General features: G+C 48.0%; 25 protein-coding genes. 1 reads left to right on the top strand and 24 read right to left on the bottom strand.

Annotation, left to right across the window (positions count from 1 at the left end):
* Positions 1-261: 261 nt before the first annotated feature.
* The 19 genes from E0E20_RS12870 to rbsK form a co-directional block, all read right to left on the bottom strand.
* Positions 262-933: a methyltransferase family protein gene (locus E0E20_RS12870; RefSeq protein WP_130838588.1), complete on the bottom strand. Its 672-nt coding sequence runs from the start codon at positions 931-933 to the stop codon at positions 262-264.
* A 111-nt stretch (positions 934-1,044) separates the two neighbouring features.
* On the bottom strand, positions 1,045-2,790 hold the full coding sequence (locus E0E20_RS12865) for an ABC transporter ATP-binding protein (RefSeq protein ID WP_130838587.1): 1,746 nt from the start codon (positions 2,788-2,790) through the stop codon (positions 1,045-1,047).
* Positions 2,787-4,556 carry an ABC transporter ATP-binding protein gene (locus E0E20_RS12860; protein WP_130838586.1) on the bottom strand — a complete coding sequence of 590 codons (1,770 nt, stop codon included), beginning with the start codon at positions 4,554-4,556 and terminating at the stop codon, positions 2,787-2,789. The genes E0E20_RS12865 and E0E20_RS12860 overlap by 4 nt, the downstream gene beginning before the upstream one ends.
* A 15-nt stretch (positions 4,557-4,571) precedes the next feature.
* Positions 4,572-5,546, bottom strand: a complete 975-nt coding sequence (locus tag E0E20_RS12855) for a helix-turn-helix domain-containing protein (protein ID WP_130838585.1) — start codon at positions 5,544-5,546, stop codon at positions 4,572-4,574.
* Entirely contained in the window at positions 5,546-5,863 is a 318-nt protein-coding gene (locus E0E20_RS12850) for an ATP-binding cassette domain-containing protein (protein WP_130838584.1), read from the bottom strand. The genes E0E20_RS12855 and E0E20_RS12850 overlap by 1 nt, the downstream gene beginning before the upstream one ends.
* Positions 5,864-5,876: 13 nt before the next feature.
* A complete protein-coding gene (locus E0E20_RS12845; RefSeq protein WP_165444108.1) occupies positions 5,877-6,773 on the bottom strand; it encodes an ABC transporter ATP-binding protein in 897 nt (298 codons plus the stop codon).
* Positions 6,760-6,972: an energy-coupling factor transporter transmembrane protein EcfT gene (locus E0E20_RS14305; protein ID WP_242622798.1), complete on the bottom strand. Its 213-nt coding sequence runs from the start codon at positions 6,970-6,972 to the stop codon at positions 6,760-6,762. The genes E0E20_RS12845 and E0E20_RS14305 overlap by 14 nt, the downstream gene beginning before the upstream one ends.
* A complete protein-coding gene (locus E0E20_RS12840) occupies positions 6,945-7,490 on the bottom strand; it encodes an energy-coupling factor transporter transmembrane component T (protein WP_242622797.1) in 546 nt (181 codons plus the stop codon). Before E0E20_RS12840 ends, E0E20_RS14305 begins: the two co-directional genes overlap by 28 nt.
* Positions 7,490-7,942: an MptD family putative ECF transporter S component gene (locus E0E20_RS12835; RefSeq protein WP_130838589.1), complete on the bottom strand. Its 453-nt coding sequence runs from the start codon at positions 7,940-7,942 to the stop codon at positions 7,490-7,492. The genes E0E20_RS12840 and E0E20_RS12835 overlap by 1 nt, the downstream gene beginning before the upstream one ends.
* 232 nt (positions 7,943-8,174) lie before the next feature.
* Entirely contained in the window at positions 8,175-8,855 is a 681-nt protein-coding gene (locus E0E20_RS12830; protein ID WP_130838582.1) for a DUF6796 family protein, read from the bottom strand.
* Between the two features lie 153 nt (positions 8,856-9,008).
* Positions 9,009-9,512, bottom strand: coding sequence for a methyltransferase family protein (locus E0E20_RS12825; RefSeq protein WP_130838581.1), 504 nt, complete (start codon positions 9,510-9,512; stop codon positions 9,009-9,011).
* 189 nt (positions 9,513-9,701) lie between these two features.
* Positions 9,702-9,911 carry an NUDIX hydrolase N-terminal domain-containing protein gene (locus E0E20_RS14670; protein ID WP_242622796.1) on the bottom strand — a complete coding sequence of 70 codons (210 nt, stop codon included), beginning with the start codon at positions 9,909-9,911 and terminating at the stop codon, positions 9,702-9,704.
* Between the two features lie 207 nt (positions 9,912-10,118).
* Positions 10,119-11,126 (bottom strand): ADP-ribosylglycohydrolase family protein, encoded by a 1,008-nt coding sequence (locus E0E20_RS12815; protein ID WP_165444107.1) that lies wholly within the window; start codon positions 11,124-11,126, stop codon positions 10,119-10,121.
* 110 nt (positions 11,127-11,236) lie between these two features.
* Entirely contained in the window at positions 11,237-12,166 is a 930-nt protein-coding gene (locus E0E20_RS12810) for a carbohydrate kinase family protein (RefSeq protein ID WP_130838579.1), read from the bottom strand.
* A gap of 16 nt (positions 12,167-12,182) precedes the next feature.
* Positions 12,183-14,339 (bottom strand): ADP-ribosylglycohydrolase family protein, encoded by a 2,157-nt coding sequence (locus tag E0E20_RS12805; RefSeq protein WP_130838578.1) that lies wholly within the window; start codon positions 14,337-14,339, stop codon positions 12,183-12,185.
* Between the two features lie 34 nt (positions 14,340-14,373).
* Entirely contained in the window at positions 14,374-15,219 is an 846-nt protein-coding gene (locus E0E20_RS12800; RefSeq protein WP_130838577.1) for a carbohydrate ABC transporter permease, read from the bottom strand.
* Positions 15,212-16,138, bottom strand: a complete 927-nt coding sequence (locus E0E20_RS12795) for a carbohydrate ABC transporter permease (RefSeq protein WP_165444106.1) — start codon at positions 16,136-16,138, stop codon at positions 15,212-15,214. Before E0E20_RS12795 ends, E0E20_RS12800 begins: the two co-directional genes overlap by 8 nt.
* A gap of 107 nt (positions 16,139-16,245) precedes the next feature.
* Positions 16,246-17,649: an ABC transporter substrate-binding protein gene (locus E0E20_RS12790; protein ID WP_130838575.1), complete on the bottom strand. Its 1,404-nt coding sequence runs from the start codon at positions 17,647-17,649 to the stop codon at positions 16,246-16,248.
* A gap of 31 nt (positions 17,650-17,680) precedes the next feature.
* Positions 17,681-18,610, bottom strand: coding sequence for a ribokinase (gene rbsK / locus E0E20_RS12785; RefSeq protein ID WP_130838574.1), 930 nt, complete (start codon positions 18,608-18,610; stop codon positions 17,681-17,683).
* A 291-nt stretch (positions 18,611-18,901) separates the two neighbouring features.
* Here rbsK and E0E20_RS12780 point away from each other — a divergent pair, with 291 nt between their 5' ends.
* Positions 18,902-20,797 (top strand): PfkB family carbohydrate kinase, encoded by a 1,896-nt coding sequence (locus E0E20_RS12780; protein ID WP_130838573.1) that lies wholly within the window; start codon positions 18,902-18,904, stop codon positions 20,795-20,797.
* Positions 20,798-21,095: 298 nt separating this feature from the next.
* Here the strand turns inward: E0E20_RS12780 and E0E20_RS12770 are convergent, their stop codons facing one another.
* From E0E20_RS12770 to E0E20_RS12750, 5 genes are all read right to left on the bottom strand, one after another.
* A complete protein-coding gene (locus tag E0E20_RS12770; RefSeq protein ID WP_130838572.1) occupies positions 21,096-21,671 on the bottom strand; it encodes a helix-turn-helix domain-containing protein in 576 nt (191 codons plus the stop codon).
* Between the two features lie 111 nt (positions 21,672-21,782).
* The gene (locus E0E20_RS12765) at positions 21,783-22,283 is read right to left on the bottom strand and encodes a GNAT family N-acetyltransferase (RefSeq protein WP_130838571.1); all 501 of its coding nucleotides are present in this window, start codon (positions 22,281-22,283) and stop codon (positions 21,783-21,785) included.
* Positions 22,284-22,416: 133 nt separating this feature from the next.
* Positions 22,417-22,668, bottom strand: a complete 252-nt coding sequence (locus tag E0E20_RS12760) for a hypothetical protein (protein ID WP_130838570.1) — start codon at positions 22,666-22,668, stop codon at positions 22,417-22,419.
* A 63-nt stretch (positions 22,669-22,731) separates the two neighbouring features.
* On the bottom strand, positions 22,732-23,049 hold the full coding sequence (locus E0E20_RS12755; RefSeq protein WP_130838569.1) for a TfoX/Sxy family protein: 318 nt from the start codon (positions 23,047-23,049) through the stop codon (positions 22,732-22,734).
* Positions 23,049-23,690, bottom strand: coding sequence for a sugar phosphate isomerase/epimerase family protein (locus E0E20_RS12750; RefSeq protein ID WP_130838568.1), 642 nt, complete (start codon positions 23,688-23,690; stop codon positions 23,049-23,051). The genes E0E20_RS12755 and E0E20_RS12750 overlap by 1 nt, the downstream gene beginning before the upstream one ends.
* Positions 23,691-23,822 lie beyond the last annotated feature (132 nt).

The following is a 23,822-nucleotide window of genomic DNA, read 5'->3' as shown; positions in this document are numbered from 1 at the left end:
ATTGCCTCCCGGGATGTACCTCGTGCTGATCCGTTCCCGGACAGCGAAGCGGTTTGGTCCGTCACGGCCGTTATCCTCGACAATGGTGTTGACCGGTCGCGGAACTTTGCGGATAGAATCTGGAACTACTCACGAACGCGCAGCGTTCAGGCACTAAAACGAGTCAATTTCGCCGTTTTCTATAGTACGGCGGATTGGGAAAGTATTATTCAATCCAAACGGCAAAACACCTTGGAAAGTTTCCGATATCCGGAGCCGGCATCACCAGATTCCCGGGATTATCCTGTATCTCACCTTGTTTCGATACGCCGCGTAGCCCTCAAGTCCCTCCATGAGTATTTTTTCCTCGTTCTTTATTCTCCCTGCGATAATAGGGATATAGAGCAGAAAGATCAAAAACGAAACGGGAGATCCCAGTACCAGTCCCATCGAGGGAAACAGGAGCAGCGTTGCAGAATACATGGGGTGCCGGACGATTCCGTAAAGACCGGTATCGATAACTTTTTGATTTTCCTGCACCTCCACCGTTCTCGACAGGTAGACATTCTCGCGCAACACCTCTGCATACAGCAGATATGCCGCCGCAAATAACACGACTGCCGCACAGATCATCCATTTCAGCATATGCAGCCATTCATATCGAAAATTCAGGCCGGCAACGACAAACGCGGCCACAAACATCACCGCGCTCAGCGCGACGGCCTTTTTCTGCTCTTTCTCCTTTTCCTCTGTATTCAGTCTCTTTTTCAACAAATCCGGACGGCGCAGCAGCATCACCGCGCCCGCAATCAGCATCGGAATGAAAAGAATGCCGATCAAAAGCCATCCGTTCCAATACCGCAGCGTCCCCGCCGGGAAAAACAAAAGCAGCATCATGATCAGCAGGCCGATCAAAAATTTTGCGGCTGCCTGAAAGCACAGTTTTCCGGTCATATGACCACCCCTCTCCTCGTTTATCATTCCGATTCAAATGATAAATCCGATTCTGCATAATGACAAATCTGAGCCTGGGTTAACCATACTGCGCCATCTTCAAGCCGGACATCAACAGAAGCTTTTAATTCTCCACCCAATCGCTTGTGTTCGAGAATCAACAAATCTGCGATAGATTCCATCCTCACGGATGAGCTGCTCGTGCGGCCCGCGCTGTACGATTCTGCCCTTATCCACAACGAAAATCTGATCTGCTTCCCGCACGGTTTTCAGCCTGTGCGCGATCATCAGAATTGTCTTTTCCTTTGTCAGCGCCTTGATTGCATCCATCAGTTCTTTCTCATTTTCCGGATCCACATTGGCCGTTGCCTCATCAAGGATGATTACCGGGGCATCTTTCATAATGGCTCTGGCGATGGAAACGCGCTGTTTTTCTCCCCCGGACAAAGACGCTCCGTTTTCCCCAATCATGGTCTCATACCCATCGGGGAGTGCCATGATAAAATCGTGACAACATGCCTTTTTGGCGGCTTCGATGACTTCTTCCATTGGTGCGTCCGGCTGACCAAAGCGGATATTGTTAGCCACCGTGTCATGGAAGAGATACACATTTTGAAAAACAAAGCTGAAGTTCTCCATGAGGGAATTCATGGAATAATCCTTTACGTTCTTTCCATCCAGCCTTACCTCACCGCTGTCCACATCCCAAAATCGTGATATCAGATGGCAGAGCGTTGTCTTTCCTCCGCCGGACGGACCGACAAATGCGACAGTCGTTCGTTGCGGAATCGTCAGTGATACACCGTCTATGATTTTCTTCTTGTCATAGGCGAAATCAATATCACTTACCTCGATATTATGGGTTTCGGGCGTAACAGCTTCACCCTGTGTATCCATCGGTGGAAGATTCAGGATCTCCTGTCCCCTCGTCACGCAGATATCCACGATTCGGAGCAGTGCGGAATAGGAACCCATCGTTTCCAGACCGGCAAAGACATGAAACGCCATGATCATCATGATAACCGCCGTGATGATATCCATTGTTCCGGCGAGATAAAAACGGATTGAGAAAAGAAGAATTGCCACACCTGTCAGCTTCATAATGGCGTTTTGCAAAGGGATATATCGATTCGACTCCATCTCCAGCGCCGTATTCATGTGCGACGATTCTACGATACTGTCTTTCAGCTTCTTTTTGGACCGGCCGGTCAGCCCGTAGGATTTTACCTCGGAAATGCCCTGGATGTATTCCAGCACGTTTTCTACAAGCCGCGTGTCGTTTTCCACCTTCCTTGCAGACAAAGATTCATTTGCCCTCTGCATAATGGTATTCACCACTGCAAAGAGGACGATACCAACGATGGAAATCAGACCAATCCTCCAGTCAAAAATCAAAATCAGCGCAACAATGATGACGGTATTGATGATGCCCTGCGTTGTCAGCATCACAACACGGGTAGCGGTATCACCGAGCTGCTCCATCGTATTGGTTGTCACGGAAGTAATCTCACCAATACTGGTGTTGTTAAAATAGCCCATCGGCAGAAAGCGCAGATGCTCGGCAATCTCAATGCGCTTATTTGCACATTCTCCGTATCCCGCACAGCACTGGAGCATCGTCTGACGGGATCTGAGGAATGACTCGATGATGACATAGGAAAGTATCATCAGGAACCCCAGAAGAACCGTCTTTTCTGACATGGTGTCAGAGAGAAACCCTTGCAGGATCAATCCGATCGCCGGAAACTTCAGTGCCTCACAGACACCGATCAGAACACCAAGTACCAGCGTATGATAGAACATCCGACGATGCTCTTTGGTGCAGAAATCGAAGAATTTCTTCAATGTGCCGATCACAGGGGAACACCTCCTTCCTCCGCAGTATCTCTGGCGCTGATGTGCGCCTCCCACATATTCCGATAGAGCTTACTGTTTGTGAGAAGCTCTGTATGTGTGCCTTTTTCTTCGATTCGGCCGTCTTTTACGACCACAATCTGATCGGAATCCACGATCGTTGACAGGCGATGGGCGATCACGATCAACGTCCTGCCTTTTGCCAGTCTTGCAACCGACCGCTGGATAACAGCTTCATTCTCAGGATCAGTATAAGCTGTCGCTTCATCAAGGATGAGTACCGGCGCGTTCTTCATCATGGCGCGGGCGATGGAGACGCGCTGCCGCTCTCCGCCGGACAGATGTACACCGCTGCCTCCGACAACCGTGTCAAAGCCGTTTTCAAGCTCCATGATAAAGTCATAACAGCCACTGTCCCTTGCGATCTGTTCAACTTGCGCATCAGCCGCATCAGGCTTCCCCATACGGATATTCTCCCTGATGGTAGTGTTGAAAAGGAAGGTGTCCTGAGACACATAGGCCACCTGCTTATTGTAGTCGGGAATGGATAACTCCCGGATATCCATGCCGCCCAGTGTGATGCTTCCGGAATTCACATCCCAAAGAGAAGCGATCAGCCTTGCAATTGTCGATTTTCCGCTGCCTGATGGCCCGACCAGAGCAGTCACCGTCCCCTCCGGTATGGTCAGGTCAATTCCATGCAGCACCTCTGTATCCTTATATCCAAATCGAACATGAGAAAGGACGATACTGCTGTCTTTTGGTCTCCCCTTGCTCTTTTCCGGTCTCACAAGCTCTGGCAGTTCCAGTACATCGTCAATATCTCCGAAAATGGATGTTGCCTTTCCAATATCGTCGTTATAACTCATCACAGTGATCAGCGGCGTAATCAGACCACAAGACAGGATAAGTATCATTACATAGTCGGCGAGCGCGAGAGACCCGTGCATGACAAAAATCGCACCGATAGGAAGAACCGAAAGCAGCGTAGCAGGAGCTGCCGTCATAGCAACTGTATATGGAATAATGCAGGATCTCATCCAGTCTATAAAGCTGTCTGCATTATCTTTCGCTGCATTCACAAACCGAGCGTAGGAGCTCTCTGCCTTTCCAAAGGCTTTAATAACTTCAATCCCACCAATGTATTCCACCGCCGTGTCATTGAGCGTTTTTGTAGTTTCCTGCGTTCTGCGAAATCTGCTTTCGTAGTCCTTAAACATCCACATCATACAGATCATCGCAATCGGCAGCGTCGCCAGTGACAATAGAGCCATACGCCAGTCAATCGTCAAAAGGTACACAAACATGATAACGGGCGCAAGAATATTCGCCGTAAACTCTGGCACAACATGTGCCAGAGTCGGTTCAATAGAATCCACCCGCTCCACCAGAATATTTTTAAGCGCACCGGACGGTATATCAAGCACCGTCCCAAGCGGCAACTTTGCCAGCTTTTCACAAAGTTCGGTGCGAATTTTCCCAATCAATGCAAATGTGGTTTTATGAGATGTGCTCGTGGACAGCGTGTGGAACACAATCCTTAAAATAAAGAACAGCGTCATCCACAGCCCCTCCTGCAGGAACAAACGGAAGGCCCTCTCACCAAACAGAAGCTGCTTTACTATTCTCCCCATAATGAAATAGGGGATCATGGAGCAGATGACGCCGATCACAGCGTAAATGATACTTTTTATGTATTTTGATTTGCTGTCTCCTGCAAACTTGAGAATATAATGCAGGAGACTGTTTCCCCTGGTTTGTCCGCCCATTTAGCCCCATCTCCTTCAATACGGTTGATTTCTATATTCTTTCGGCGTCATGCCGCAGATTTTCTTAAATGCACCGGAGAATTTACCCGCGCTGTCGTACCCGACCTCAAAAGCGATGTCTCCGATGCTTTTCTCCGGCTGCGTCATCAGAAGCTCACAGGCCGTCTGTATTCGATACTCCTTCAGCCATGTATAAATCGGTTTCCCGTACATACTTTTGAAGCAGTCTTTTAAAGCAGTAGCAGAAAGTCCAAAGCGGTCTGACAATTTCTCAATCGTATAGCTTTGTCTCAGATCCTCCGTCATGAGTTTCATGGCTACAGTCGTCTTCTCCACCTGATCCCGATAGAAATAAGTATGTTCTTCTTTTGTACCGGATTTCTCTAATGCAGAGAGGCACACCAAAAGCTCCAGTATCTTTGTGCGGAAATAATTCTGTCTCGCACGTTCCGGCACCTGATACAGATCAGTGAAAATGCGGCGGAGCGTTTCATTATCCTTTAAGATGGAAAAACCGTCTTTTCCACAGTACTTGTCCCTGACCGTCATAAGATCAATTTCAATTCCGGGTGCTTCTTTCGTCAGTGCCTTTTCCGCAATCGGAGACTCGAAGCCAATGGTAATTCCGTGAAAATGGCTGGCAGGGAATCTTGCTACTCCTTTGTGATGTACACGGGAATCAACGCAGACATTTCCAGATTTCTTCATCTGATAAAAGCCGTTATCGCACTCCATGATGAGACTCCCTTCGCGGCAGTAGTCCACCGCCAGAACAGTCTCCGCGGCCTGATACATCGAATCATAATGTGCCATATGAAAGTCGTTATACATCAGATAGATGCCATCAAATACGGGGTAGATGATCATGTCGCCTTCACCGGTATCGTTCTCCACCCGTAATACGATGCAATCCTCAGAATCGGCAATCAGACGGAACTCTCCAATCTCCCCGAAGTGTATAAAATCTTCCCAGATTGACTTTTCTTCCATCAGCTCACCTCCTGCATTTGAATTACGCCGTCACACACGCACTCGATAAACTCACTGTCATGCGTGACTGTGATGATGGTTCGACCTTCTTCTTTCAGCCTGTTCAAAATCGCTGCGACTGCCTGCATATTGGTGAGGTCGAGACCGCTGGTCGGTTCATCGAGAAGCAGTATCTCGCTTTCCGATGCCACGCCGCAGGCAATGGCAAGACGCTGCTTCTGTCCTCCTGAGAGTGACATCGGATGCCGGTCGGCAAAGGTGAGAAGCCCCACATCACTCAGGATTTCTCCTGCCCGTTTTTCATCCTTTTCTTTCATGCTGATAAGCACCTCATCCCGCACAGATTCCGTTGGGAATGGTCATCTCGTCTATATGAAAGACCTCTTTTTTGTCGGAATAGGAATAAGAAAAGTTCTTCAAGATAATCGCAGGATTTTTACCTGCAGCTCCATATCCGAGACGATTCGCCAGTTCTGCAGGAGAAACCTCCGCCGTGCTGCGCAGCCCGAGTCCTGCGCACATTTCCTCAGTGAAATTCTTCTTTTCTGCACCATTCAGCACCCGCCGGGTACGTCCTTCGCCAAGAATAACGATCTTGTCCGCAAGCTCCCAGACGTACCCCATCCGATGCTCTGCAATCAGGATCGTCTTTCCGCTCCTTTTCCATTCCCGGATCACGTCCCTTAAGCCTAAAGTACTCTCGTAGTCCAGATTGGCCGATGGCTCATCGAGCAGGATGATATCGGGTGCGAGAACATCCACAGAGCCACAGGCAATCTTTTGCTTTTCACCGCCGGAGAGCTCAAAGATGCTCCTGTCCATCAGATTTTTAATGTGAAAACGGCTGACCGTTTTCTCAATGCGATCAAGAATCTCTTCTTCCGGAAACGCCAGATTCTCGCAGCCGAAAGCCAGTTCGCTTGTGGTATCCACATTAAAGAACTGGGAACGAGGATTCTGAAAGACCGTTCCGATCCTGCCGACAAAGTCATAGATCCCATTGTCTGTGATCTCCTGTCCGTCGATGCGAATCGTCCCGCAGCGCACTCCATCGTAAAATTCCGGAATCAGCCCGTTGAGAAGCCTCAGAAGGGTAGACTTTCCACATCCGGACGGACCTGTAAAGAGCACACATTCCCCGTCGTTTATCGTAAGCGAGATGTCCGAAAGGTTCTTCTCTTCGGGATTCGCGGCATATGTAAAAGAAACATTTTCAAATGAAATCAAGCCGCCACCCCATGATCCACCAAACAATAGTGATCATCACGAACAAGAAAATCAAATAATCAGCCGCCCCGAACCCAATCCGGCAGATATTTGTCCGCTTTTGGGATATTCCAAGCCCTCTTGTGAGTGCCGCTGCCGACAGTTCCTCACCAATCTTCGCACTGCATGAAATCATCGGAACAAGGCGATATTCCAGCATCTGTCCTGCTTTCCCCCCCCGCGAAGACCTATTCCGCGCATTCTCATCGCCGCACGGATGGAGTCCCATTCCTCTTTCACCGTGGGAAAGAAGCGAAACATGACGCACATGGGGATTGTCAGCGTGTCCGGTACATGCATACGCTCCATTGCCGCCTTGAACTCGCTCACCTTCGTTGTGCGGATCACATAAGCCCCCATCATATACGCCGGGAGAAAACGTGTAATCAGCGTAACGAGGACACGAAGAAATGCAGCAATAATGCCTTGTGAATATGGAAAAACGTATATCTGCAGGAGTATGGTCGCCGTAAGGACTGCAAGCCCTGCCAAACAGGTTTTATATCGCTTTGCCGCGATAAGCAGCAAAAAAGGCAGAATCGTGAACGCCAGCCTAAACCAGAAAAGTCGATCTCCGCCCATGACGGCAAGCACCAAGGCAGCTTCTACAAACACGAGGAGCAATTTGGTCCTTGGGTCCAGGCCTTTCTCCCCGCCACCGGGCACCATTCGTGACATCAGGCAATTCCCGCTTTCTTGAAGTGCTTTTTCAGGAGTGTTTTACCGAGCAGCCCGCCGATCATTCCGCCGATAAAGGTGATGACGAGCAGCACAAAGAACATCCCGTTCGGTGTCATGCGCATGACAGCATCGATGTATTCCTGCCCGTAGCTCGCCCGGTCCGCAAAATACCGCTCCCTTTGCAGGAACAGGGGCAGATAGTTGCCGCAGGCCCATAACGGAAATACTCCGGCTGTCAGCACCGCAGCTTTCATGCTCTGATACTTGCCGCTGCGGTAGACCAGTTCCGCCATAATACCTGTAAGAATAGAGAACGGGATCGGCATCCATGTCATGCCGGTCACAAACATCATGATCCCCATGATAAGGCTCATGATCAGAATCATGCCCGGTTTCTTCACTTTCGTCAGAAAAAGCATGAACGGAATTCCGCACACGATTCCGTACATCGTAGACAAATGTTGATAAGGTCTCTCCCGTTAAGTTTCTCTGTTTTGGTATTCATTGCAGTGACCCTTTCTGTATATTTTAGTTAGATTTGGCTAACCTCGCAATATACTATACCACCGCTTTTTCATACTTTATAATCCATTCAGATATTTTTAATCCAATCAGATGACAAAATTCTGCTATGCCATGATGGCAGCAAGGATGTGCATCCCGCTATTCTTCAATGGTGTTTCATACCCGTTCCTCTTGCCCGACCAGTTTCAACGCACACACCAGATACATCAGCAGCCAGCCAAAGGATTCAAAGCCGGAGTCCAGTCCTTCCGCAATCAGATTCATGCTTTGACCAAGCAGAGCGATTACCACGGGATTGCAAATCAGGGCGATTTTCGGAAGCGGAAGCTTGCCCTGCAGCACCAGACCTATCCAGCCAATCGCCACAAATCCATCACAAATGAGAAAACCGGCCAGGAGCGGAACGGCGATACTCTTTGTCACCCGTATAACCATAGCGGCGGATGTCGACATATCACCAGTTGCCTCCATTCCTGCATTAAATACAACAGGCAGCACGCTCATAATGATATGGATGAACGCAAAATACAGAATACCTCCCCAGTTTGCCGTCTTAAAGAACTGATAAAGTTTTGAGCCGCTAAGACCATACTTCGTCTCCATGACTTTCAGCAGTTCGACTGCTGCTACGGCAAAGAGTGTTGTTCCTGCAAAACCCAGAAGCGATGACCCTGCATACCGCCAGTCTGGAGCCACATTCCACATCATTCCATACAGCGCATCCGGCTCAGACGAAGTCCCGATTGTTCCAAGCCCCAGCAGGTAGTCTCCCATTATAAACAGAACCATCCCCCATACGCCAAGCAGGATCTTTTTTCTCGATGTCAGTTTTTTCATACCTTCTCCTCCATAAGATTTTCTATCTCACTTGCCAGCTTCTCCGGGTAAAGGGCAGCAAGCCCTCCGGTTCCGCCGCAATCTGTGGGGCGCTGGTATAATCTCCCGGCTGTTCTTCATCGTATCCGGGCAAAGGCATCACCATCACATGCTTCACCGTCCTTTTGGAAACCACGGAATACAGCGGTTGACACATTTGCAGTAATCTTCATACTCCTGCCCGTAGAGGTTTCTCAGCCACTTCTCCTCGGTCCCCTTCATAAGGACTGTCAGGAACAGCCAATAGAGAAATGGAAGAGTAAGGAAGAATACATTACCACTGGTAAGTAATACGCCTGTACAAAGTATCGAAAAAGCCGAGTAGATCGGATTCCGCACCCATGCGTAAATGCCTGTCGTTACCAGCCGGTTTTCTTTGATGCCATCGTCGACCTTCGCCACGATTACCGCCTGTATCCACAAGAATATCCCAAGACCAATCAGGAGCACCCCAGCCACAGCAAGCGGAACCCTGAGAGACGATATTCTTCCCTTAGTGAACGCAGGAAGATTCCGACAAAGGGTAGCCACTAACGTCAGTCCAATGATGATCCCAACGTATACGGGCCCCGGTCCGTACAGCGGCAGGTGTTCTTTATCATCTGTTTTTATCTCCATTTCCTTTCATTCCCCTCGTATGTTTATTCCTGCCCTGGCATCCAGAAGCCCATGCCAGCAAAGACAATTGTTTCGGTAATCTATTTCTTTCCTCTGTTAGGATTAGCTAACCTTCAACCCCAAAAATACAATTCATACCGGTTTTGTATCAGACATTCTCCCCTTTCGCTTCATCGATAATTTGTAACATTATGCTTTCGCCAATCCTGAACAGCAATCAGTTTTTCGGCCGATACAATGAAACCCGTTTCTTCTCTGACTTCCTTTTCCGTATTGGATGCAAATCATTTCAGCGGCAATATTTCTTAGCTCCTCATACCGCTCTTTATCATAGACGTCTCTTCCATACGGGAGTCCTGCCTGTGCAATACTTTGGATACAAATTGCAAAATTTATCATTCATCGCTGTATTCTCACACTTCTAATTCCCCTTTTGTCCATAATCACTCATTTCATCAATCTTTTTCAGAAAAATTACAGAATCCCCCTTATATCCGATTTTTAAGAGTCCAAAGGGAAATTCATATACAGCAAAATCCATTATCCTTCGCCTCCCTTTTTTTCGATATGCAGACGGTGTAATACGATTGTCGGATTTAATTACCTTCACCTGCAGGACAGAATCTTATCCGTCCACGCTTCGAAATCAATATCATTTACCTGCTCCAACAGAGAAACATCCTCATCTCCAAATAACACCGGATCATCGGACATCGCTCCGCAAATGCCGCAGGCCATTGCTGCCATTGTATCAGTGTCCCCTCCAATATTGGCACACATCCTGGCACACTCGTACGGATCACCTTTCGACATATAGAATATGACCACAGCTGCAGGAATACTCTGTTCGGAAACGACAGACGTACCAATAATCCGATAAAGAAGATCAAGTGCCTCTGTTCTTTGAAAATGGTTGGCAAAATATCTGCCCAGCTCCATTCTTGCCGAAACCGAAGGTCCTCCCCACTGCATCCCACAACGAGCTCCCCTGTCTGCCATCTCTTTCATATAATCGAAGATCCGATTGACATCATCAATGCCGGTAATGGCCAACGCGCCGCCACCTGCAATGGCACAGGCGGCTGAGATTGCGCCAGAAGTATAATGGGTCGGCCTGCAGAGCTCAACGACATCATGTATCAGTTTGTCAGGATTAATCGCACCATTCAACCCGTTAACAAGGCCGACTGGCAGAATCTTCATCGCTCCGCCATTTGTTGTCCCCCTGGCACCACTTTCTTCCATGGGGACGCCCTGGTCAATCAGTTCCATCGCCCGCCGCGTACTCGGTCCGACAATCGACGCACTGTTCTCGGAAGTGGCAATCCATCGTCTCAGTTCCTCAATAAAGAGTTTCGCATCAACGGTTCCATGATTCTTTGCAAGAACATCTGTTACAATCAGACTGTTCATCGTGTCATCTGTGACCATACCGCGTTTGAGTTTGCTGGATATCGGATTATCCGGACACCCACTCTGAAGGCCTTCAACTTTCCCCACTTTGGACCTGATTGTAACAGTGTCCCACATTTCAACCGGCATACCGAACGAATCTCCATAAGCAATGCCAATCAGAGCGTTCCTGACGCGTACTCTCCTGTCCTCATCCTTCATGTCAATATCCTCCGGCAAAAGCCCTCCGCCATAGCCCGACAAAGCTCCAATGAATGCAGGCATCGGCGGAGGTAAATATCCTAAAGGCTCATTTTAACCGGAAAGCTGATTTATACCTCTCCGAACAGTGCATCAGCCTTATCCGCTGCAGGACTGTACCTCGCTCCAAGTCCAGTACAGGTATAACCAGCGCAAACAGAGGCAAAGTGCATGGCTTTTCCCAGATCGTAACCCCTCAGGTAATAAGCGACCATGAATGAGCCGATGTATGAGTCTCCGGCCCCCGTCGTGTCAATCACTTCCCCAACACTGACCGCTTCTGCCGTGTATTTCTTATCTTCCTCATTATAGGCTGATGATCCTTTGCGCCCCAGAGTGAAGATCAGTACGCCCTTACAATAGCGACGGAGCATGGTTTTGCATTGGTCCAGATCATCGGTCCCTGTAATCTGGAAGAGGCCTTCCCTGCATGGAGCAAAGACATCAACATATTGGAGGCAATCCAGAATGTCTTCTCTGGTGACCCCCATTCCCTCAAATGTCCCCATACCAACCTGCATGTTGAAGACGGTGTGGATGCCTTTTTTCTTCGCATATTTCAAGGCAGCCAGCGCTCGGTTATAGGGAAACAAATCCGTGTAGAATACCTTGGAAGAATCAATCATGTTGTAATTGATGTCTCCGTCTTTCAGAGAGCCAAAGGCGTCCCCCATATTAAGCATGATGAACTTGGCACCGGAATCATCAATCACAATATTCGTGTGCAGTGTAGTCATTCCTTTCTGAACAACCATCCCTCCGACGTCAACGTTCTCATCCTGCAGGCTCTTCAGAACATTCCTGCCGATGTCATCATCGCCAATCGCCCCGATAAAGCCGGTATCAGCTCCAAGTCTTGCGCATTGGACAATGACATTGGTCCCGCTTCCACCTGGCTTTACCGTAGAACTCTTAATAATGCAGAAGCCATCTTCCCCGGGAAGCTCATCCACTCTGATCAGAACATCCATTGCAAGTGTACCCAATCCAATAATATTCATATTCCACCCTCCTGCTTCACGCTTCTAAGACGCTGATCCGACTCAGACTGACATGACTCCCATCCCGCACCGAAATCCCGATTTGCCCGGTCAGATACGGGCGATCATTGTCAACATATTCCAACTGCGCTCCATTGACCGACGCCCGGATCACATCTCCTTTCACCGTTACATCAATTGTTACCGGCGCCTCCTTTCTCCAGTAACTTAATGCCTCTGTCAAAACCCGGTAACCATTCTCATTCTTCAGAATTGCTACTTTGTTGCCTGGAAGCAGCCCTACTGCATAGGAACGAATTGCACCCTGCACCCGGAAATTCACCATGTGGAATTCGCCTGTATGCGGAGTAATGGTGAATTGAACCCGGTAATCCTTCCAATCGTAACGACCCGTATAGCATTCCGCAAAGTCTGCGCAGGAAAGATGAAGTTCCCTGTCTGCAAGATACATCAATCCCTTCAGCCTGGTGAACTGGCTGATCTCTCGGTGCAGACCATTCCAGAAATCCTCACTTGCGGCAGCCATGTTATAGGCATAAGTCTGCTGACCATCTGCATATAAGTCATCGATAAAGCCGGTGTAGTCAAAAAATTCTTTATGCCTCCCTTTGATATGGAAAGCAACACCGATTTCATCAATCAGCACATCCTCCATTGCGGGGAGCCGGTAAGACAAAACGGCCCATTTTCCTTTTTCGATATCAATATGCTCCCCTTCAAAGATTTTGCCGGAATATCCGTCATGGACATAAAGACTGGCACTTGCATCCTGACTGTATTCCGGAATATAGGCGCTGCCATGAATCGTCTGTCCAGGATAGACCAGCGGCGAGAAGCAGGGATCATAGCGGCTGTCAGTAAAATCTCCCGGATAATAATATGTCTTTTTATAGACAAATATGTCCTCACCTGGTTCGACCGGCGTGACAGTAAATTTCAGAGAACGACTGCCACTGGCTGCTGTCTCGGTGGAATTCTCAATATATGTGTGACGATTATTCTCCGGTACCGAAGGAGAATGACTGCCAATTCGAACTCTGATCGCGTGGGTTGATCCCGGGAACTCGAAGTGACAACTGTCAATATGCTCCTCCATAATATCCTTCCATGGCTCCGGTGCCACTTCACCAGCAAGCTCATAAGCAAGCTTTGTAATATAAAGAGCTCCATAGGGGATGTCCATGATATTAAGAGAGCCAATGACACTCGAACAGGCCAGGAAATCATTGACCGGCTCACGGAAGATGTAATAATCAATGCAGTCAATCCCTCCGCGCACCCCCATGATCGCAGCGATATTACCCACGTTACAGTCGGTATCCCAGCCGCACATGCATCCGATCAGCAGCGTTTTTGTAAAATCGCCCTCACCATAGAGCAGCGCCAGAACCATGACGCAAATGTTCGGGATGATATGGCAGTTCCCCGGATAGCGGTCATAGCCCCAGTTTGCTTTTACATAAGAAAAACAGTCCTCCCATGTACTGCCAGGATGCTCATCATAGAAAGCCATGACAGCCCGAACTGCCCTTGTATACTCGCAGTTTCTCGGAATATAGGACAGACCTTTTTCGATGATATTACGAATATTCGTTTCTTCAAATGCATAGCTGATCGCCGCAGCAACAAAAATTCCTCCATAAACACCGTTGCCATCATGCGTAACACCAGCTGCCTCCCGGGCAAATCTGGCAGCAAGGTCAGGATTTCCCGGCGCGACCAGTCCCCATGTATCAATAAAAATCTGCCCGCCGATCTGCTCGGCGACTGCGGCACCATTCTGCTCAATGCTTCCGCTTCGAGGTGCACTGATCCCATTCCTCAGATTCAAATACGCTGTGTGTTCCGTCGAAATTCCGTAGCCGCCCCACCAGAAGAATCCGTGCTCAAACGGTGCATAATTCAGCAGGGCGTTTCCCACATCCTGGGCAACCATACCCTTTCCGCCATCCACCGTATGGCCGGAATCCTCCAGTCCCCGCAGGAAGAACAGCGGCCCATTGCTGTCATCATCCGCGGCAAAGGTTTTATAATCGGCTGGATACCCTTTCAATTCACCATAAATATTCTTAATTTTCTCATAGGTCCAGCCTTCCACCGGTGCTCCTGCACGAATGCCGATAATCTTGGCCAGCCAGCCTGCATATATTTTCTCAATGTATTCTGTCTTCATATTTTTCTCCATTTCTAAAAAGGGCACAGGCGGATCAGCCCTTGACCGACCCGCTGGTCATTCCTTCGATGAATTTTTGACTGAAGCACAGGTAGAGCGCGACAACCGGTGCAATCGTGATCACACTCGCGGTGTAAATTCTTGCCATGTTGCTCCCATACTGTCCGGTAAACTTGATGAACCGGGTCGCCACCGGCTTGAGATTCTCCGATGTGATGAATGTATTGGACCAGAGGAACTCATTCCACGCATTGACGAAGATCAGGATCGTGATGGTAAGGAACATAGGCTTTGCAATCGGGATCGTGATATTGATAAGACTCTGCAGCTCACTGCAGCCATCGATCTTGGCCGCCTCTTCCAGTTCCCGGGGAATTCCGGCAAGGAATGTCTTCATCAAAAGCATATTCAACGGTATGTTCATGGCAGAGTACATGATGATCAGGCTAGTCCTCGTATTCACCAGCCCGATCTTGTTCATGACGAAATAGTCAGGAATAATATAGAGAAAACCCGGGATAGAAAGCGCCACAAAGAAATAGGCATTCAAAAAGCCCCTCATTTTAAAGCGAAGCTTGCTGAGAGCGTAGGATCCCAGCCCGATTATAGTCAAGTCAATCATAATCACTACAGCAGCAATCAACAGACTATTCCCATAAGCCTGCAGATATCCACCAATCTGCCAGGTATCCGGATAGTTCTCAAAGGTCCAGCGAAGTGGTAACCCAATTGGCATGGTCTTCACCTCGCGGTCCGTCCGGAATGAATTGAACAGAACCTGTAGAAGCGGTAACAGTGCAAATAATGCCATTATGACCAGATAGACATAGCAGAGGAATTTTCCAACAGTAAACTTTTTCCTGCGATGAAGTTTAGTCATCTTCAAGTCCTCCCTTTTTGCTGACCCATTTCTGGAAAAAATACAGGCCCACGCAGATGGCGCTCTGAATCACGCACAGGGCATTAGCGTAGCCTGCCCGATATTGAACAAAAGCATTCTTGTAAATATAGGTCGCCATTACTTCCGTTGCATTCGCCGGTCCTCCGTTTGTCATTACGTAGACATAATCGAAAGTCAGGAACGACCACATAATCGTCGTGATCAGAATAAAGGCGATTGTGGAACGAACCCCGGGAACAGCCACATGGATGATCTCCTGCCAGCGCGTTGCTCCATCCACCCGCGCCGCCTCATAAAGCGTGGGATCGACCTGTTGAAGGGCACTCAGGAAAAGGATCATAATGAAGCCCCACCAGTGCCAGTTATCAACAAAGGCCACTGCATAGAGAGCTATTTTGGGCTCACCCAGCCAGAGAACCTTGGACAATTTGGCCCAGCCAAGCTTGGCGAAGACCTCGTTTACTCCATAGTAGGGATTCATCAGAGCCGTCCAGATTTTGCCTGCAACTGCTGCCGAGATTACATATGGAATAAAATAGATCGTCCGGAAGAGCATCTGCGTTCTTCCCAACCGGCTGACAAGCAGGGAGATAGAGAAACCCAGGATGATCGGAACGGTAATGAAGATACCGAGCCATTTCATATTATGAATGATGGCGAGGCTCACCTGCTTGTCATGAAAAATTTTCACAAAGTTCTGAAATCCGATAAATTTTGCCGCGCCCATTCCATTCCAGTCAAAGAGTGCCATGACAAATGTACTCAGTGACGGGATGAAGACAACCGCAAGGTGGAGAAGAAAAGCAGGAAGCACAAAGAGATAAGGGACAATATGTTCCTTTGTATAGCGGGATGTTCCCCCTGCCTGTTTCAGCGCGGTACTGTTCGTTCTTCTCAAATTGATACCCCCTGCCTTTATGAAAGGCGGGTGACACGGTCTGCCCATGCCACCCGCACCCTCTGACTTTTATGAACTGTTACATTTGACTACACTGGTTTGCCGCATTATGGCAATGTAGGAACTGTACCCTCCTCCTTTGCTTTCTGCAGATACCCGTCACATTCACTGAGGAAATCATCCAGAGACAACGTCTTCAAGAACAATCCATCCACATTTTCATTCATATAGACTCTCATATCCGACGGATAAAAGGTCCAGGAGCAGTATCCGATCTGATTGTTGGTCTGCGCATCCATGAGGAGCTTGTACTGGTCATAAAGCTTGGAATCCATTCCCTCCAGCTTCGTAATATCAAAGTCCTTCAGCGGATAAGGCTGATAGCTTGCCTCATTAATCGAAGCATAATGCCGATCCGATGAGGTAAAGATCCAGTTCAAAATCTTTGCCGCTTCATCTGCATTTTCAGAAGCGGCGTTGATGGCATACCCCCCCCCGGTGGCAAACGGAAGAATCTGTCCATTCACTCCGTCGTCCGGCATCATCTCAGAATCCCAGTTGCAGTCCGGATAAGTTGCAAGCAGCTGACTGGACGCCCATGTCCCATCGATCATCATTGGCGCGCGGCCTTCCGTGAAGAACGCTACCATGTCGGTCGTAGTGACTGACTGTGAAGCATTATCACCCAGCCATCCATTGTCCCACCAAGTGTCCATAATCTCAAAGGATTCCCTAATGCCGTCATCCGTATAATGTCCGTCGCCAGCCAGTGCTTCCTTCACTGCAGATACACCGCCGCCATAGCAGCTTGTAAAAGTGGAATACAGCCAGTCAACCGCCCCTTGATAATCGGAATTACCGAATGCGATGGGAATATATCCTGCATCCCTGGCTGTCTTACAGAGCGCCTCCAGTTCCTCCTTCGTCTTTGGTTTCTCCCAGCCTTCCTTCTCAAACACATCCATATTGTAATAAATAACCATGCCTTCAAATGAGGTTGGCAGTGAATAGAGCTTACCATCATAGAAGCAGCTGTCATAAGCCCAGTCATAGAACATGCCTGCCCAACCATATTGTTCTGCGTAATCATCCAATGGAAGCACGCGGTTTGCTTTGGCAAATTCTGCTACGTCAGTCGGTCCATCAAGATCCAGAATGTCAGGGCCACCGCCACCAGCCACCTCAATCTGCAGACTCTGGCGGTCCGTATACATTTTGATTTCGATGTCATCGTTTGGAAATGCTTCTGCCAAAGGATCGTCCAGATATTTATGCCGCACAGCCACCTGATTATCATCGGCAAGATAATAGGAAATAACAATTTTGGTCTTCTCGCCGCTGTCAGATGATACACCAGCAGCAGACTCAGCCGCCGCTTCGGTTGTTTCCGCAGCCGATGAGTTTTCCGGGGAAGCCTGTCCGGAGCCTGAACCGGACGATCCACAGGCCGCAAGCGATAACACCATCCCTGTACTAAGTACAACTGCTAATGTCCTCTTCATACCTTTCATGAAATTCCCTCCCAATTACATTGTTTTAAAATTACCCTCCTGCAACGTCCATTGTCCTTTGGTCCACGCTTTTCCTGTCCGGTATGGCCTCCTGTGCACCTTCCCTTGTCACAGTGATCGATGATGCTATATTGGCAAAGCGGATTGCCTGCATCACATCCATTCCTTCAGAAAGAGCTACCGCAAATGCTCCGTTGAAACAATCACCTGCCGCCGTCGTATCAATTGCCCTTACTTTTACCGCGTCAACCACCTCCTCTTTGCCATCATGGAACCAGCAGCACCCCTTATCTCCCAGCGTGACTAATACATTTCTGACTCCGCGTTCTGTCAAAATATGCGCTCCGGTTCTGATGTTCTCTTCTGTAACCTCCTCGAATCCAGCCAGCTTGATTAATTCCGTTTCATTCGGCGTGAGATAATCAACGTTTGGATAGATCCCTTCCGGCATTCTCTCCGGTGCTGGCGCAGGATTCAGAATGACCACCTTTGACAGCTCCCGCCCACGCCTCACTGCGTAAGCAACCGCATCGCGGGGGATTTCCATCTGAAGGATGATATACTCACACTCCCGAAACAGCTTATCGTTTTCCTTCAGGTATTCCACATCACAATCATTGTTGGCTCCAGTATAGACAACGATCGAATTGTTTCCTTCGGTGTCCACATAGATCACCGCTGTTCCTGTTCCATTGCGTTTGCTGATCCTCAGGAAACGGGTATCAACGGAACTCTTTTCCAGGCTTTCCTTAAGCTGTCTGCCGGCGTTGTCATCTCCAATGCTGCCCAGCATAACCGTCTCCCTGCCCAGCTTCCCTGCAGCACACGCCTGATTTGCCCCCTTTCCACCTGGCGTATAAACCAGAGAATTCCCAAGAACAGTCTCCCCCACAACGGGTATTTTGTGCAGGCCGATTCGCATGTCCATATTCAGGCTGCCTATGACAAGAATTTTCTTCATATCTTCTTCCCTGGATGCCTTTCTTGTCGCCTTCCCAGAAACTTCTTCTGGTCTTCTCCATTTCGACATTTTTTGTAAATATTAATTGGTAAAATACTTGGGGAAAGTCCTTTTCTATGGCATAATGTTAGCAGCTCATCCGAAAGCAAACAAGATTTCTTCGTTATTTTCATCATTTGTAACAGTTTGGGAAAGTGTTTTATTATACAATATGATTGCTTTTCTCAATGCAAATGTGTCCAGATTAACATTTTCCCTTTCCTTCGCAAATCCGGGGAGGAAGGAGTCGATATGACGATTAAAGAAATTGCAGATATGGCGAATGTTTCCATCACGACGGTTTCAAAAATCGCCAATGGTAAAGATGAGCACATCAGTCCGGAGACGCGCAAACGGGTCATGGATCTGATTCGCAAGTTCAATTACACACCCTATTCCAAAATCCGTGAAGGCCTGACGCCCAATCCTTTTCTTATTGCCGTCATTCTCCGGTCAACTGTTCCAAGCAGCACATTTGTCCACGGTATTGTGACATGTTCTGAAGCGCGCGGCTATTCCATTCTCCTCTTTAACAGTGAGGATGACCCCAATCTGGAATTCCGTAATATCGTCCGTGCCTGCCAGCTTCATGTCAGTGGAATTCTTTGGGAACCCGTGTCCGCCAATATTGATAAGACGGTCTCCTATGTCCGGGAACAGCACATTCCCTGCCAGCTGATCAATTCTCTCACAGAAGAATCGGAGCATATTGACTTTCAGTCGATGGGATACACACTTACTGAAGAGCTGATCCAGAACCGACATAAGCAGCTCTGCGCTGTCCTTGTCCGCAATAATCTGCGTTCGTCACTGGTCCTTGCCGGCTTCAAGGCATGTCTTTATGACCATCAGATCCCTTTCCGGAATCAGATGGTACTCTACGAGGATGATCCGAATAGTTATTCCGTGATTCTGACTAACCGCTTCACCGGCGCTGTTTGTTCTCATTTCTCCGCCAGCATCCGGCTTTATGAACAACTGGAGAAACTGCATTACTATGTACCTGCTGATTTTTCTATTGTCAGCCTCAAGAATGATGCAAGAGAGGAAGTCTCTTATCCCAGGATATCCTGTCTTCATATCCCGTATCGTTTATTCGGAAAGCAGGTTGCAGACAAGATCATCGGGCAAGCGGAGGGTACACTGTCTCACAACATCTGCACGGATCCTGTAATGAATCAGTTTTTTGATAACAAAGAAAGTATCGCTCCCCCTCCCTCCATGCGTTCCGGGGTCATACTGGTTGTTGGCAGTATAAATCGGGATGAAACTTTCCGTGTAACCTCTCCGCCACAACTCGGAAAAACAATTACTGTGGATCGTTTATCTCTTTCTCTGGGCGGTAAAGGGGCCAATCAGGCAGTCGGCGTCGCCCGTCTCGGCAGACAAGTATCTCTGGTCAGCGCTGTCGGAGATGATACAGACGGCTCCTTCATTCTTGACCAGCTGGAGAAAGAGAATGTCTCAACCTCCTGCATCAAGAAGATCAAGGGTTCCGTAACTGGAAGGGCCTGCATCTATACCATCCAGAATGGCGAAAGCGCCATCGCCGTTCAGCCCGGCGCCAACGCTTTTGTCTCCCCGGAACTCATTCGCGAGGCACATCACGCCTTCAATCATGCCGGTTACTGCCTGATTTCTTCTGAGATTCCGATCGAAACAGTGATTGCCACAGCATCCATCTCCAAATCGCATGGACTTATCACTATGCTGAAGCCTGCCGCCATGAATAATCTTCCGGAAAAACTCTACCGTTTGTTGGACTACTTCATCCCGAACCGTAAGGAAGCCTCGATTCTGTGTCCAAATTCCAACACAACGGAAGAACAGGCCGATTATTTCTTCCAGATGGGCATCCCAAACGTCATCATTACCCTCGGCAGTGCAGGGTGCTACGTCAAGACAGCCTACAAAGCATGCTACTATCGTGCATCTCCCTTCCATGCGGTTGACACCACCGGCGGCGCTGACGCCTTCATCGCTGCACTCGCTGCCTATCTTGCCAGAAACTACTCCGTCGACAAGGCTGTACAGATCGCCAACTATGCCGCTGGTTTCTGTATTGCAAAACCCGGTGTCATCAACGCCATGGTGGACCTTGAATCATTGGAATCCTATATAAGAAAAACAACGCCGGATTTATTGTAAGCTCTTTCTTATGAGAATTAATTCACCATCCAGACATCCGGCATCAACATCCGGCATAGGTCATCATATGCCGTGCGTGTCATCTGAAAATATCTCACTGCATTTTCAATTGCTTCTGCTTTCTCCTCCAGACATCCCGGCCGCCTGCTGCCGTCGGACTTGGGTTTGTTGTCGTTCTCCCGCTCGATAATGTCATGCTTCCGTTTCACCAGAGCCATATTCCAGTTGATCTATTTCTTTCTTCTCGAGATAAAGTATCTAACAATAGCAAATGTCACGCCGAAAGTAATACCAAAGCTTAATCTCCATTCCAATGCTTCCATTGTAAGCACCTCATAGTATGCATAGCCAGATTTACTTGCCAGTAAGTTGGCACGTATCTGTGATGGCAATACTGGCATTCATAGTATCCGGCTTTCTGCTCGATACCAACTGCGATAAAAGCAACTGCGAAAATCATCACAAGGGAGAATGTAATTAGTGCCATTCTTAACCACGTGGGCATTTCTATGAATGACGCAACAAACACCATGACCAGTCCGGCAGTAACAGCCGGAAACGCAATCCAGCATTCCGTCCTAAGCATCTGCCGGTTCTTTTCTTCGACCTCTCGCCTCATTGCCAGAAGATTTTCTTCTGCCCGTTTATCATATGATTCTGCCATGATTCTTTCGCCCGACAGGAGCTCGTTGACATTAATTTTCAGAAGCTTACACAACGCCAGCATAATCCCGGAATCCGGCATAGACTTTCCGGTCTCCCATTTTGATATCGCCCGGTCACTGATTCCGAGCTTCTCAGCAAGGACAGCCTGAGTCATACCCTGTTTCTTCCTGCAGGATGCTATGAATTTTCCGATTTTGATTTGATCCATATCGGGCGCCTCCTTTCGTGGCTCAAGCATAGCCGGCATCGTCATATTTTCACACAAATCGCAGGTTGATTTCCGGCAACTCTACCGCTGGTTGAGTACAGAAAACCTATTTTACTTTAACTTCGCATATAGGAATAGATCATAAATCTGCCCATTTTTATAAACCGCTTTCTTCTGTATACCTTCCCATGTAAAGCTATTTTTCTCCAGCACTCTCTGTGATGCCACATTCGGAGCATACACAAGCCCTGTGATGCGGATGATATCCAATTCTGAAAAGGCTACGGCACAAATCTGGCGAACAGCTTCTGTCATAATTCCCTTTGACCAGCAATCTGTCAAGAGCAGATACCCAATCTCTCCGTCCTTGCAGTAGACATCTGATTTCTGCTCGACTGAGATATTTCCGACAATTTTGCCATCAGCCACAATCGCTCGAAAAACACCGTCTTTCCCATCATGCTCAGATACCATCCCCAACCACCAGTCAGCCGATTCCTCTGTATATGGACAGGGTAATCGGTCAGACAGCCAGGAGCGATCAACGTCGTTGCAAATCCTTACAAGTTCAGGCTTAATCTCTTGTGCCCACTTTACCAATTTTACATTCATTTTTGCTTTTCCTTTTCCAGATTCCTCTCCGCCTGTAATGGCGCTGCGGGAGCCTTAATCTGTCTTCTTTATTCCTTCGCAGCCGGAATACATCGCTTTCGGTAATTCACGCAGGAGCTCCCTGTTCTCTACATCATGATTCAAGCTCCTGTTTGTGCATCAGATGGATGCCAATATATCCGATTCCAAGAATCAAGACCGCAACTCCAAGCAGGATGTTTTTTCCATAAACAGCTAACAGCAGAAACGCCATAACCGGAAGCGTTGCTCCTGCCACCGGCATTCCCAGTATGCTGCTATAGAAGTCTTCCATGGTTTTTTCGCTTTTGAAATATCTAATCCAATAAATCTCATAAAGCACCATCAATAAAAAAGATACAATCAACCACCACATCCAGCTTGACCACGGTTTTATATTGAAATCGGAGAAAATCCAAAATGCATATTCTTAACCCTTCTTTTTCTTCACAGCAGAAAGCTCCTCATACATTGCTTCCAGTAATTCCCGCAGGAACTCCTTGTTATCCACATCATCCACGAGCAGCATTTCCTTCGCCCCTTCATACGGAAGTTCCAGATTCGCTTCCGGCATCTTCGCAACAGCGGATTTAGCAGGCTTCACGAGAAAGCGGTCATCGTAAATGCCGCCGACAATCTTTCCGCGATAGTAAATGATGTATTCTCCCATCATCGCCCGATAAAAGATATCATCCAATTTGGAAAGTTGCTCCAATATAAAATTCAGATATTCTTTACTCGATGCCATTACCACTTCTCCTGCATACCATTTTCACTCAACCATTTTACGGATTGCCTTAATGCTTCAATAGTCTTTGTTTCGAGAACGCATCTGGCATTCCTGGTCTCTGCTAATCGCAGCCTTTCAATAAGGTCAATCTCGCCGTCACCAAGTGCCAGATGGTTTCTTGGCGGCATTTCCGACCCATCATGTATATGAAAATGGATCAGATGTGCCTTATGTCCCAAAATAAATGGAACATCTTTCTCACCGATTGTCTTTGAATGCCCAACATCCCATGTCAATCCGAATTTTGGGCTTTTCAGCAAGTAATCGACTGCCTTTTTCTCATAATCATGGAAACCATCTGTATTCTCAACAGCAATCATCACATTACTGTCCCCAATCCACTTTTCACACAAAGACCGAAATGCAATAAATGGTTTCATATAAGTATCAGAGTCGCGGTCGTACATCTGCACCTTTCTATCTGGCAGAGTAATGTAAATCCCGTGGTTCATATGCATATTCAGAGTAAACGGCTGACTGTCGTCGCCATATCGGTCGCGCAGAAACATCAGTTTTTTCCACCAAGATAGAACGCCGTACCGTTTCCAGATAAGCCTCAGTAACAAGTTGATTAAAATCCGCGAAATTCCGGTTTTCATTCAAATAAAGGTTTCCCAATCTGCCGTACTATAGAGTAACGACAGATCAGGGATTCTTCCGTGGACGTCCTCTCGGACACTTCGGTTTCTGTTCCTGTGGCTCCTTTTTCGGCCGTCCTCGTTTCTTCGGCT

The organism is Lachnoclostridium sp. Marseille-P6806 (assembly GCF_900625025.1).
In the GTDB taxonomy this organism is placed as follows: Bacteria; Bacillota; Clostridia; order Lachnospirales; family Lachnospiraceae; genus CAG-791.
This window is presented reverse-complemented; position numbering and strand designations above follow the sequence as displayed.